Source organism: Spongorhabdus nitratireducens (assembly GCA_947387575.1).
In the GTDB taxonomy this organism is placed as follows: domain Bacteria; phylum Pseudomonadota; class Gammaproteobacteria; order Pseudomonadales; family Endozoicomonadaceae; genus CANDOC01.
In genome coordinates this window covers 499,654-511,843 of the sequence record CANDOC010000001.1, presented here as the reverse complement: position 1 = coordinate 511,843, position 12,190 = coordinate 499,654, and the positions used below count along the sequence as shown (strand labels likewise).

Genomic DNA, 12,190 nt, shown 5'->3' with positions numbered 1-12,190 from the left:
CAGTCGACTTTTGAGTTTTGTTTCGTTATCGCTGCTGTTTTTTTTATATATCGGATCAGCAGTTTTCATGACTGCTTCAGCAAATGGCCCGGAAATCTCCGTAGTAGTATCCCAAAGTCGTGATATTTTTGTTCGCTTAAGTAATTTCAGAGATTCGCTGACCTCAGGACAGCATGTAGAGTCTGCTGAATTTAAATACCTGATGGACAAAGATGCCAGAGTTCGAGTCTACCCAACTGGTGATGCTTTGAATCCGGGCAGGGTATTGATACAGCTTATTTTTCATCATCCATATGAAGGAGGACTGGATCAATGTGTTACAGGATTTCTGTGTGAAGATCGTTTTTTTACTGTTGATAATCCAGCAGGAGAAGTACGACGTACAAAAAATGGAGAAGTTCAGGAAAAAGGCGGGTTTTCTATGTGGCCCTTCAACCACATGGCAACAGATAACCTCGACTGCAGCCGGGATGAAATATTGTTTGTTATACGGCCTCATTTAACCGGTGATCTTGAAGAAGTACATGAGGTGGGATATAGCAAGCTTACATGGCGAATACCCAAGCATCAGTTGGCTCAGGCTGCCTGTGGGGCACTGACCAACAAAAGTCAGAAAACGACAAATCAACTTCAGTTTTTTCTGGGTAACTTACACGGTGACAAAAGTTCTGGAAAGATCACATATCGATTTGAGATGCCACAACAGCAATTCCATTATAAAAAAAGCCAGTTTGGATATGTTAAGCCTGACAGACATTTAAAAGTGTTGGATTCCCGTAGTTGGGGAGGCTTTCATACTGACTATACAGATCATATTCAGGACAATACTGACACTTCCTATCTAGATGCACTTAAGCATTGTGAGCCCGGAATGAGTGCTCAGTTCGTCATTGAGCTGACATCAAAAACCACTCAGGCCCAATTAAAAACGCCACTCGAGTGCCCTGAGCAGTTTATTCTGGCATTAAAACAACCCACCGTTACGGTAGTCGTTGATGAGGTGGCGGATGCAGCGTATGTCCATTTGCTTCACTTTAATTCAGCTACAGACAACCAGGAGCTGTCGGCACCATTCACTTGGCACCAAAAAGGCCTGGAACTGGTGATGGTTCCTGCAGGTAGTCCCGGTAATACGGATAGCCTTGAATTATTTATCAAGCAGGCTCAGCAGGAAGAACGGGAATCCACTGCTACGGCAGGAGGTAAAGGCTGGGAAGGGCTGCAGGGCTTTGTGGTTATGTACAGTCCGTTAACAGCACTTGAACAGCCCAGGTATGGATGCTGCCACTATATTGATGTCACGGATGACAGCATAGTGACTCGGGATAACTGCTTGATGCAGTGCTGGCCTGTTAAACGCAAGCACATGAATACAGCAGTCAATTTTGAAGAATTTGTTATTCGTCCCGTAAGCAGACTGTCAGTAGCCAAGGGAGATGAAGAGTTGGCAGGCGTTGATAAAGAGGCACCTTTCCTTGCCACAAAGCAATCAGAGCCAGAGAAAAATCTGATTTATACCCTTCGTATTGACCGTCATATTTTACCAATGCTGGCTGATTCGATGATCAAATTGCTGGGAGGTGAAAGCGTCGACGAGAACAAGGTTTCATTTGGCCTGGAGTCTCAAAAGGGCACTCTTTATCTGACCGCCAGCAATATTCCCAAAGCCTTCAATGGAGACATTACTGTCGAATACTACCGCTCTTCCAGTCAGGGAAGTGTCCGGCAATGGCATTCCCTTGTACAGCAATCTCTGGGCAGATCCCAAAGATCGGCCAGAGTCAAGCTATGCAGCCAGAGTGAAATGATTAGTCTCGCAGAAGGCGCAAAGATCAGTATAAAAGTAGCTCTTGGGGCTTCCGGCACACAATGAATTATCTCCGTGTGAGCTGAATATTTATCATATTTTTCACGCTTAAAGGGTTCGTCTATGATGTACTGCAAGACGAGATATATTCGAAGCTATACTCGCTTTCTGCTTCTGTGTTTCAGCCTGACTTTTTGCTGTTCTTATGCAGCTACTTCTCAAGTTTTTGTGTCGCGTATTCCGCTAACATATTTCTTAAAAGCGCACCTTATCTGCTCTTCGGAACCACTAAGTACAGGTGTTCCTGTTGTTTCGGAAGAGTTTGATTACCTCGGGCGCAAGGCTACTTTATATATCTATCCGGCCGGAACAACCGAAGATCAGGAGCATGTGGGAGTTGAGCTACGTGTAACAGGAAAATATACAGAAGAACTTAGCCCATATGTCAGCTCCCTGATAATAGAAACACGAAGAGAGCACTGCCTTGAAGAAAGTAATCAGGCTGTTGCCTTTCAACAAGCAACAATACTGGAGTCACCGGAAAAAGAATGTTTTGTTGTCAAACTAACAAGCCTGATTCCAATAACAGATATCGACAGGAGAACCAATGAAGCCCTTTTCACAATTCGCCCACAGCTTCGTGGATGCATTTCCGCGGAAATGGAAAGACGTCAGTGCATAGTAAAATGGCAGATACCTCGCCACGATATTGCTATGGCAAAACGAGGGGATTTTTTTCTTGTCAGTCCTGATGTAGAAATCAAATCATCATCAGTAATGGGTAATGGTCCTCTCCTTCGTATGGAGCTTGGTAATAAAGAAAAGTACCCATCCCTGAACCATATTACATTTCGCGTGCATCAGGATGAAGGTGCATCAAAGCTGCCTTTTTCAAGTTACGAATTTCTTTATGAAGGGCCAACTTCGGAGATATCACTGGCTACAGGATCCTGGAAAGAGTCACAACAGAACTGTATAGATTTGGAGAAAACCGTAGGGTATCCCTTCAACATAGTGCTTGCTCCTACATATAAGGATGTACTCTCAAACTGCAAGCCCGGTCCTACTGTTACTTTTATTCTGCGCCTTAAGCGGCGTGCACAGGGCAGCCCTGCAGCCCTGATCCAAAGCGAAAAGCAGTTTTCTGAGCTACTTGATCTAGCAGAAACTCACCTGTCAGCTGTTCCGTCAGGTTCCCGTACAGAAGATCAGTCGGGCCTGATTTTTGTGAACTATATCGGTGATATGACACCAGTTTCTGCCGGAGCAGTTCAATCCAGTGCTTTTCCCTTTCATGGGCGGCAATATGTAATGAGCCTTAATCTTGGCGATGATGCTGCACATCCAGGAGAGGTCGTTCTGACGCTTACCCCCGAGGCTCAGGCAACCCCCCGGGAGCAGCCTCCAAGCTCAACAAGTCAACCACAACTCCAAAATGTATCTCTTGTTCAAGAGGTCAATACTGGTACTGGAACGCTGAGAGGGGTTATTTCAACCCATCACCGGATCACCGCAAAGCATGAACTGGAAAAAGCTGCAGAAAAGGCCGCTCCTGTTTATACACCATTACCCACAGCCCTTCCTGTAGCAGGCCAACCATATATAAAGATGAGTGTTTTACCAGTAAGCCATTTGAGTAAAGGTACTGGTTTGGCAGAGTTTGTTCTTCGCCCTGTGTATTGTGCAGCAATAGTCTCTACCATCAGGCAGGCAAGTGACACCACAGAGACCCCGTTTATCACACCCGTTATGGCCGGAGTGGATTACACCCTGGATGTACGGCGTTTCGATATGTCACTGCTCGGGCATTGCGACAATTTTACAATCGGATCTGCTGATGTTGATAGTGGAATAAAGTTTGAACTCAAGCCAAATCCTCGTAACCCAAGCATGCTTGTGATGGTAGTTTCAAACTACCCGGAGGATGAAGATCACGGTGATTTTACTGTCTGGTATGATATGAAATCCGGTCGCAAGAATATTCAAAGAAAGCTTTTTGAGTGCCAACAGTCCGATATACAGGGAGGGGAAGTTTCACTACAACTGGCGACACTTGAGTCGCTAATGTCATCTGCAAATGGAGAGACAGTTCGCTTCACAATTAAAACAAACAGAAAGCAAGAAGCTACTAACTAGCCAGATCACCTGTATTAACTACGCTCCATATCACACCCTCTTTTTCCTAACGCCCCAAAGCAACTGAATTTCTGGTTGCTCTGGGGCTTTTTCATTTTTGCAACCCTGCAATTTTTATCCTGATTTTCAGTAGCTGCCGCTTTTTTAAAAGGCAATTCAGCTCTTTTTTGCTCCCCCTTTATTCTCAGCCAAACGGCATACATAAAGTACCGGTAATTAATATTACCGGTACTTTATGTGGTTTCACTTTATCTTTTTAAAACTTATAATACCGGTATCGCAATACCGGTATTATAAGTTTCACCTAAAGAGAAAAAAGCCATGAACGAACGCTCCAAAGACGATAGTCGCCGTGAACGCATCTTTTGCACCCTGGACCGGATGCAGGAGAACAATGAGCGGATCAATGCCCAGAAAGTTGCGGAAGAAGTCCGTATGGGCAAGCAGACGGTGCTGCCTTACTACCGTGAATGGCAGGAGCTGCAGGCGGTATCGGATGCTGAAGACACCGAACTGTCGCTGGATCTGATCCGGGTACTAAAGCGGGAACTGGGAAGAGAGAAGTTCAAGCAGGCAGAAGAGCAGCGTCTGCTAAATGAACAGCACGCAGAAGACATTGCTCATCTGACAGATACCGTAGGTAAACTGACCGAGACCCGTGAAGCCCTGGAAGCTGAGCTCGAACAGGCGCGGGAGCAAAACAAGTCACTGGAAGAACAGCTTGAACAACTTAAAACTGCCAGCCTCGAAGACAGGGAACAGATCCGGGAGCAGCAGACTCAGCTGCAATTACAGGAACAGCAGTTAGAGCAGGGCGCTCAACAGCTGGAACAGGCAGAAAAAGACAAGGCCAGTGCACTGCAGGAACTGGAACAGCGGTTGGATGAAAGTCATCAGAAACTGCTAAACCACTGGATTCAGGTAGCTGACCGTGAACGTCAGGCACATCAGCTGGAACAAAAGCGGGTTGAACGTCATGCCGAAGAACTACAGAAGGCCAAGGTCGCACTGAGCAAGCAGGAGGTTCAACAGTTACAGACAGCCGCCATCAGGGAGCAACTTGAACAGCAATTGAATGAGCTGACCCAGGCCAATGGTCAACTGCAACAACAGGCCAGCTGTTTACATGATCTGAATATCAAGCTCGGGCAACCTGAAGATATCGCTGTCGCCATTGCTCATCTGCAGCAGCAGAATCATCACTGCAGCGAACTGGAAGCAAAACTGGAAAGCATCACTCAGGAAAGAAATACCCTGAAGCAACAGGAAGTAACACAGAAGCAGCTTGAACAGAAGAATAGCGAACTGGAGAAAGAGGTCGTCCGTCTGACAGCATTTCTAGACGGACTACAGGCGACCCGCTAAGTGTGAAGTACAAGACCTCCGGACCCGAGATCAAATCGGGCCCGGAGATGGGCTTAGCGGATATTGCGGATGTTGCCCTTGATCTTTTCGATCATCTTCTGGCCCTTGCGGCTCAGAGACAGCTTGAAGTAACGGCCATCGTCTTCGTGCTGTACTTTCTTGATCAGCTTCAGGCCAGGACGGTCGTGACGGCCTTCACCCAGGCGCTTGACACTAACGGCGATGTCACTTGGAGTGCCGCAGTTCAGCTTGCCTTCATTAACCAGGTCAGTGATAGTGGAGTTAGGGTTTTCAGCAACAACCAGCAGAATCTGCCATTGGATGATGGTCAGGGGGTATTCTGCAAGTACATCAGTCAGCTTTATAAGTCCTTTAAGAGTCATAAGAGTCACCCATTTTATCTAGTGTTTATTCTTCGTCGTGTACGACACCAGAGGCGCCAGCCTTGGATATTCACCAATGAATGCTGCCGATTTTCGATCCATCGAAACTAGATATTAGACAGATACCATCCTTTATGGCAAATCCTGATGCAATATAGTCGCATATTTGGCATTTTGCCGAATAATCACCCATAGATGTACATCAGTTCCATTCTTAAGGCACCAGCACATGGTATGACCACAGAGTTGTCAATTTGTTTAATTTATATGCACTTTTTTGTTTAATTTAATCGTCTTCAGAACCATTAATTTGCCGTCAAATCATGCTTTCAGCCGTATAAATCCAAATAACTCAAAGGGTTATGCATATAACCGATATACGGTCAGGCAAAAGCGATAAAGTGCGTATATATAGAGCAGGGAAGAGCCAGACTGTGTACCAGACGATACTGGCTTGATGTTGTCAGCCATTTTTTGCTCTAAAAACCGCTCATTCTCTAAGGGCACTGGCCGTGCTCACAGTCAGGAAATAATTACAATATTTTCATTCGAATGATGTTCGAATATACTTTCGCAATCTATGTGTTGTAACCCTGCTGTTTTAATTAAGGGAGTATGTCCTGTGGCACCTGCACCAAAATATTCATTTGAGGAGCAGCAACAGCGGATTCTCGCTGCTGCCGAGGAATGTATTGAGTCCAGTTCGTTACTGGATTTCACCATGTCAGCCATTGCCAAGGGCGCCGGGCTGTCCATGGGGTCGATCTACAAGCATGTCAGTAGCAAGGAAGATGTGCTGCTGGCACTGGCGATTCGTAAAGCCAATCATGAATACGAGCGGGCCAGCCTTATTATGTCGCTGGATCTCACCCTGCCGGAAAAGCTGGTTGCATTCAGTCTGACAGATCAGCGCAAGGTGCGTCGTTACAGCTTTGACGATGAGCTGGGAATCCTGATTAACAGTCGTCTGATTCGTCAGCGTGGATCCGCCAACTGGCTGGATCGGCTCAACAGCGCCATGTTGCGTACGGCCGATCCTTTCGATACCGCATTTCATCAAGCTGTCGAACAGGGGGAGATAGAAGGCCGTACTGACCTGATCAAGGAGATCAATATCACCGGTTGGGCATTAACCGTCGGCTATCAACAAACGGTTCAGTTCTGGGAGCGAGATATCGACAAGGTTAACGTTCAGCCACCATCCCCTGACTCAATCTATATTCGCGGCCTGGTCAGAATGACCAACAGCTATAACTGGAAGACACCGGTAACCCGGGACGGATTGCTGAAAGTTTGCAACCTGCTTGAAGCAAATGGTTATCGCTAAAGCCAGTACAGGAAGATAAAGCAGGGTGCTGCTTTCATAACCCTAACCCGGCAGGACAGCACATAAATTTCGATAAAACCTGACAGACTAAAGCAAGAGTAAAACATGACATCGACAAGACGCTGGGTGGTTTTTGCCATCATCCTGGCGGGGATTACTGCAACCTTTTTTTGGTACCAGACCCGCCTGAAACAACAAAATGAGCAACCGCAAGGTGGTTATGAACCCAGTATTACAGTGGAATCTGTCAATGCCGGGCAGCAGTTCTATCAGCCTGAAACGACAGTAACCGGGGTGCTGGTACCAGACCAGCAAATCAAGTTGATCAATGAACTGCCAGGCAAAATCACCCGAATAGAGTTCAGCTCCGGCAGTATTGTTCGCAAGGGGGAGATCCTGCTGGAAATTGATCATACAGAAGAGCAGGGCCAGTTGATTGCTGCCCGCGCCAGACTGGATCTTGGACGTACAACGCTGGCACGGTTCGAAACCCTGTTGAAAGGAGGAAGAATCAGCCAGCAGGAGGTTGATAAAGCAATCAAGGATCTGAAAACAGCCGAGTCTGATGTTGCTGTACTGCAGTCAAAAATCGATAAAAAAGTACTGCGGGCTCCGTTTGATGCTCAGGTTTCAATCAACAATCTGGAGCCGGGCCAGTACCTGGAAGCCAATACCGATATAGCAACGCTGGTCGGCACTCGTGATCTGTTCCGGGTTGACTTTGAACTGCCCCAGACGGCCTTTCCCTTATCGCTCAACAGTGAAGTCCGGGTTCACCCGGTGGGATCGCCGCAGTCCATTTACCAGGCGAGAATTACGGCTATTAACCCGATGCTGTCGGCTACTTCCCGCAGTTTGAAATACCGGGCTGAAATGCGCCTGGCGCGGGATGAAATCAAAGCCAACGCACTGGTCAAGGTCATTGCCCAGGCCGGCCTTGGTCAGAACGCCATTATTATCCCCGAGGTTTCGCTGCTGCATGATCGCCAGAGTGACTATGTCTATCTGCTGAGCCCGGAAGGTGAAGCAAGCTACCGGGCCAGTAAACTGCCGGTGGTACTGCAGGACCGGGTAGGGGAGTCCGTCATCATCAGCTCCGGACTGGAACCCGGCCAGCAGATCGCCGCCAAGGGTGCGTTCAAGCTCTATGAGGGTGTAAAAGTCATGCTGGCAGACCCGAATGCGGCAGTGGGCAACGCAGATGGAGCCTCCGATGGAACATGGTAACCTGAAGTCCTCATCATGGCTGGATATCTTTATCCATCGACCAGTTGTCGCAATTGTACTCTGTATTCTGATCTGTCTTTCCGGGGTATGGGGCTACAGTAATATTCCGGTACAGCAATTCCCCAAGATCGAAAGCTCCAGCCTGCAGATCCAGACCACTTATACCGGCGCTTCTGCCGATGTGGTCAAGGGCTTTATCAGTGAGCCGGTAGAGCGGGTTGCCTCAACCATTCCCGGTGTCGACTATGTGGAGTCCAAAAGTACTGCGGGTAACAGTACCGTGACAGTCTGGCTCAAGCTGGATGTCGACAGTAACCAGGCCCTGACCGAACTGTCTGCCAGGTTAAGTCAGGTCAGCTCGGAACTACCGGCTGCGGCAGAAGATCCCATTATCTCGGTAACCCGGGCAGACCGACCCTTTGCCATCTTTTACCTGAATGTTCACTCCGAAGGTATGACCCAGACTGCACTGACTGATTATATCGAGCGTCAGGTCAATCCGGTGATTAACAGTCTGGATGGCGTCCTCAAGGCGGAAACCTACGGTGGCCGCAAGCCAAGCATGCGGATCTGGCTCGACTCTGACCGGCTGGCACTGTTTAACCTGAGTGCTCAGGAAGTTTTCAGCGCGCTGGAAACCAATAACTCGATTGCTACCCTTGGTTACGCCGAGAATAGCCGGCAGCGAATTGATTTTGTGACCAACTCGTTGCTGTCCACTCCGGAAGACTTCAGACAACTGGTAATCAAACAGACCGGCAACAACATCATTTACCTGCAGGATGTCGCCAATGTCGAGCTGGCTTCGGAAGAAGCGACTTCCACAGCGCGGCTGGATCAGCAGGAAACGGTTTATATTGCCGTCTGGTCACAACCGGGCACCAATGAAATTGAAATCGGCAACCGCCTTTACCAGCTGCTGGATAAGATTAACCCGACCTTGCCGCACGGTATGAAAATCGGCATTCCCTATGATGCTACCACCTATATGCGCAATGCGTTAAAGGAGATTGGCACCACTCTGCTGGAAACCGTTGTTCTGGTTGGCATTGTTGTCCTTGCCATGATGGGCTCTTTCCGCACCGCACTGGTTCCGCTGGTGACTATTCCGGTATCCATTCTGGGTGCTATTGCCGCCATGCAGCTGTTCGGCTTTACCCTGAATCTGCTGACGGTGCTGGCCATTGTATTATCCGTCGGTCTGGTGGTCGATGATGCTATTGTGGTGGTGGAAAACATCTCCCGCCTGATGCGTGAAGGCATGTCCCGCACCCGGGCAGCACTGCTGAGTTCCCGTCAGTTGCTGGTACCGATTATTGCCATGACCCTGACCCTGGCAGCGGTGTATGCACCCATTGGCTTTTTGTCCGGACTCACCGGGGTACTGTTCAAGGAGTTCGCTTTTACCCTGGCTATCGCCGTTATCTTTTCCGGCATTGTTGCCATTACCCTGTCGCCGATCATGAGTGCTCGGGTGTCGCCGGAGGGTGGTCGGGAAGGGTGGCTGACCCGTCAGGTAAACCGCGGCTTTGCCCGCATTCAGCAGGGATATAAAAACCTCCTGATACGCACCTTTAATTGGCGAAGCCAGGTGGTTGCTACCGCTTTACTGCTGAGCTGTTCAGTCGTGCCTTTCTATCTGGACTCACCGAAAGAGCTGGCGCCAATGGAGGATGAAAGCATGATCATGCTGATTCTGCAGGTTCCACCGGATGCGTCACTGCAGTACAACACCGAAAATATCAAACCTGTTGTCGACAACCTGCTGGCAATCGAAAAAACCGAACTGATGTGGCAGACCATCCAGCCCAGTGGCGGGTTTGCCGGATTGGGTTTTGTCAGCCCGGATCAGCGCGACTTTACTTCTCGCGACAAGATCCCCGAGGTTTATCAGCGGGTATCCGGTATCAGCGGTCTGGATATTCTGCCGATCACCCTGCCACCGCTGCCCACAGCAGGGCAGTTCGATGTTGAAATGGTAATACGTTCCAGCGACAGCTTTGAGACCATGAAGAATTATGCCGATCTGATGATCTGGAAAGCTTATGAGAGCGGCCGTTTCCTTTATGCCGATACCGATCTGAAGATTGATCTTCCAAGGGCCGCACTACAGCTGGATCGTGACCGGATTGCCGATCTTGGGATGACCGTCGCCGATGTCAGTGATCAACTGTCGGTGTACCTCTCAACCAACTTCGTTAACCGCTTTGATGACCGTGGCAAGGCCTACAAGGTTATTCCACTGGTCAGCCAGACATATCGGGCTGATCCGGAAAAGCTACTCGAACTGCACCTGAAAACCCCGACCGGGGAGTATGTTCCGGTCAGTACTATAGCTACGCTCAACTGGGAAACCGGCCCCCGCAGTCTGGCCTCGTTTGGACAGCAGAATGCCTTCCGTATCTATGGTGGTCTGGCTGAAGGTGTCACCAAGGAGCAGGCACTGGAAGCACTGGAAGCCGCTGCAGCCGAAGTGCTGCCACCCTCATACAGTCTGGATTATGCCGGTGAATCGCGCGAGCTGCGACGTGGCGGTAATACCCTGTTAACTGTGCTTGGCGTTTCACTGCTGATTGTCTATCTGGTGCTTGCCGTTCAGTTCAACAGCTTCCGTGATCCGTTAACCGTACTGCTGGGCTGTGTTCCGCTGGCACTGGCCGGTGCCCTGATGCTGTCGTATCTGGGGCTGACGACGATCAATATCTACTCCCAGATCGGATTGATCACACTGGTCGGATTGATCGCCAAAAACGGCATCCTGATTGTGGAATTCGCCAACCATATGCAGGAGCAGGGCATGAATCGAATGCAGGCGGTGATTGAAGCAGCATCAACCCGGCTGCGGCCAGTCCTGATGACTACTGCAGCCACAGTACTGGGCCACTTCCCGCTGGTGCTGGTAACCGGCGCCGGCGCTGAGGCTCGTAACAGTATTGGCATTATTCTGGTTGCCGGAATGATGATCGGCACCCTGTTTACCCTGTTTGTATTGCCCATGTTCTATACCTTGCTGGCTTCAGATCATTCTGCAATTCGCACTGAAAATGGAGACCTGTCGCATGAATCAGCTACAGCCTGATTTATGGCAAACGGAGCTTTACAGCTCTGGCATGCTGAACTCCCATGCCTACTTCCTGACTCGACCTGAAGGCAATGTGCTGTTTTACAACACGGGCAATAATCAGGAACTGGACCAGATGGATGGCTTGGGAGGTATTCGTTATCAACTGTTGACTCATCGTGATGAAGCCGGCACTTCCCTGAGCCGGATTCGTGACCGCTTCAGTTCAACCTTGTGCTGCAGTGCGCTGGAAGCAGCTGCCGTAGCCCGGCATGCGATAGCTGATGTAACTTTTGACGAGACCAGTCGTCAGCTGGAAAACATCGATATCTTCCACACTCCGGGCCATACCGATGGCAGTGTCTGCTTCGGTTATCAGTCTCCACATGGCCAGTATTACCTGTTTACCGGCGATACTTTTTTCCAGTGGAACGAACAGTGGTCCACCTTTGTGCTGGAAAATGCCGGAGGCAGCTATCAGGCCATCCACTCCAGTCTGCAGCAACTGCGACAGCTGACGCCGGATCTGGTGATGAGCAGTGGTTTTGTTGGCAAAACCGGGCTGGGGCGATTCTCAAACAGGGATGAGTGGGTTAATGCCATTGACCCGCAGCTCGCCCTGACCAGGCAGAAAATAGAACAAGGAGCCTGAATGGATAAATAAACAGTCTTTATCATTTCCCAAGTGTGCTGGTGCTGCAGGTGTTCCTGCAGCACCGTAAAAGCAATAACCAGTCTCTGAACCCAGGCAGTAAAACCTTCTATTCAAGACATTCCTCCCTGTTTGTCTTCCCGGGACTGATCCCGGTTATTTTTATAGAGTACCCCGTTTGGCCAGGAAGGCTGATTATGAGAATAGGCTCAGAAAATACTGCCGGGCCGGT

9 protein-coding genes are annotated in these 12,190 nt (G+C 49.1%); 7 read left to right on the top strand and 2 right to left on the bottom strand.

What is annotated here, in order from left to right:
- The first annotated feature begins 67 nt into the window (after window positions 1–67).
- Both ACYZZ0_RS02295 and ACYZZ0_RS02290 read left to right on the top strand, forming a co-directional pair.
- On the top strand, window positions 68–1,873 hold the full coding sequence (locus ACYZZ0_RS02295; RefSeq protein WP_461534951.1) for a hypothetical protein: 1,806 nt from the start codon (window positions 68–70) through the stop codon (window positions 1,871–1,873).
- 57 nt (window positions 1,874–1,930) lie between these two features.
- A complete protein-coding gene (locus ACYZZ0_RS02290; RefSeq protein ID WP_461534950.1) occupies window positions 1,931–3,943 on the top strand; it encodes a hypothetical protein in 2,013 nt (670 codons plus the stop codon).
- A 14-nt stretch (window positions 3,944–3,957) separates the two neighbouring features.
- Here ACYZZ0_RS02290 and ACYZZ0_RS02285 read toward each other — a convergent pair whose 3' ends face one another.
- Window positions 3,958–4,146, bottom strand: coding sequence for a hypothetical protein (locus tag ACYZZ0_RS02285; protein ID WP_461534949.1), 189 nt, complete (start codon window positions 4,144–4,146; stop codon window positions 3,958–3,960).
- Window positions 4,147–4,264: 118 nt separating this feature from the next.
- Between ACYZZ0_RS02285 and ACYZZ0_RS02280 the strand changes: the two genes are divergently transcribed.
- Window positions 4,265–5,308 carry a hypothetical protein gene (locus ACYZZ0_RS02280; RefSeq protein ID WP_461534948.1) on the top strand — a complete coding sequence of 348 codons (1,044 nt, stop codon included), beginning with the start codon at window positions 4,265–4,267 and terminating at the stop codon, window positions 5,306–5,308.
- Window positions 5,309–5,361: 53 nt separating this feature from the next.
- Here ACYZZ0_RS02280 and ACYZZ0_RS02275 read toward each other — a convergent pair whose 3' ends face one another.
- Window positions 5,362–5,691 carry a MarR family winged helix-turn-helix transcriptional regulator gene (locus ACYZZ0_RS02275; protein ID WP_461534947.1) on the bottom strand — a complete coding sequence of 110 codons (330 nt, stop codon included), beginning with the start codon at window positions 5,689–5,691 and terminating at the stop codon, window positions 5,362–5,364.
- Window positions 5,692–6,313: 622 nt separating this feature from the next.
- Between ACYZZ0_RS02275 and ACYZZ0_RS02270 the strand changes: the two genes are divergently transcribed.
- From ACYZZ0_RS02270 to ACYZZ0_RS02255, 4 genes are all read left to right on the top strand, one after another.
- The gene (locus ACYZZ0_RS02270) at window positions 6,314–7,018 is read left to right on the top strand and encodes a TetR/AcrR family transcriptional regulator (RefSeq protein ID WP_461534946.1); all 705 of its coding nucleotides are present in this window, start codon (window positions 6,314–6,316) and stop codon (window positions 7,016–7,018) included.
- Between the two features lie 105 nt (window positions 7,019–7,123).
- Window positions 7,124–8,245 carry an efflux RND transporter periplasmic adaptor subunit gene (locus ACYZZ0_RS02265; protein WP_461534945.1) on the top strand — a complete coding sequence of 374 codons (1,122 nt, stop codon included), beginning with the start codon at window positions 7,124–7,126 and terminating at the stop codon, window positions 8,243–8,245.
- Window positions 8,199–11,324 (top strand): efflux RND transporter permease subunit, encoded by a 3,126-nt coding sequence (locus ACYZZ0_RS02260; protein WP_461534944.1) that lies wholly within the window; start codon window positions 8,199–8,201, stop codon window positions 11,322–11,324. The genes ACYZZ0_RS02265 and ACYZZ0_RS02260 overlap by 47 nt, the downstream gene beginning before the upstream one ends.
- Window positions 11,305–11,958 carry an MBL fold metallo-hydrolase gene (locus ACYZZ0_RS02255; RefSeq protein ID WP_461534943.1) on the top strand — a complete coding sequence of 218 codons (654 nt, stop codon included), beginning with the start codon at window positions 11,305–11,307 and terminating at the stop codon, window positions 11,956–11,958. Before ACYZZ0_RS02260 ends, ACYZZ0_RS02255 begins: the two co-directional genes overlap by 20 nt.
- Window positions 11,959–12,190 lie beyond the last annotated feature (232 nt).

Bases quoted from the DNA above. Each gene is read 5' to 3' on its own strand.
- ACYZZ0_RS02280 (WP_461534948.1), top strand. From the start codon at position 4,265: ATGAACGAACGCTCCAAAGACGATAGTCGCCGTGAACGCATCTTTTGC.
- ACYZZ0_RS02260 (WP_461534944.1), top strand. From the start codon at position 8,199: ATGCGGCAGTGGGCAACGCAGATGGAGCCTCCGATGGAACATGGTAAC.
- ACYZZ0_RS02255 (WP_461534943.1), top strand. From the start codon at position 11,305: ATGAATCAGCTACAGCCTGATTTATGGCAAACGGAGCTTTACAGCTCT.
- ACYZZ0_RS02290 (WP_461534950.1), top strand. From the start codon at position 1,931: ATGATGTACTGCAAGACGAGATATATTCGAAGCTATACTCGCTTTCTG.
- ACYZZ0_RS02275 (WP_461534947.1), bottom strand. From the start codon at position 5,691: ATGACTCTTAAAGGACTTATAAAGCTGACTGATGTACTTGCAGAATAC.
- ACYZZ0_RS02265 (WP_461534945.1), top strand. From the start codon at position 7,124: ATGACATCGACAAGACGCTGGGTGGTTTTTGCCATCATCCTGGCGGGG.
- ACYZZ0_RS02285 (WP_461534949.1), bottom strand. From the start codon at position 4,146: ATGTATGCCGTTTGGCTGAGAATAAAGGGGGAGCAAAAAAGAGCTGAA.
- ACYZZ0_RS02295 (WP_461534951.1), top strand. From the start codon at position 68: ATGACTGCTTCAGCAAATGGCCCGGAAATCTCCGTAGTAGTATCCCAA.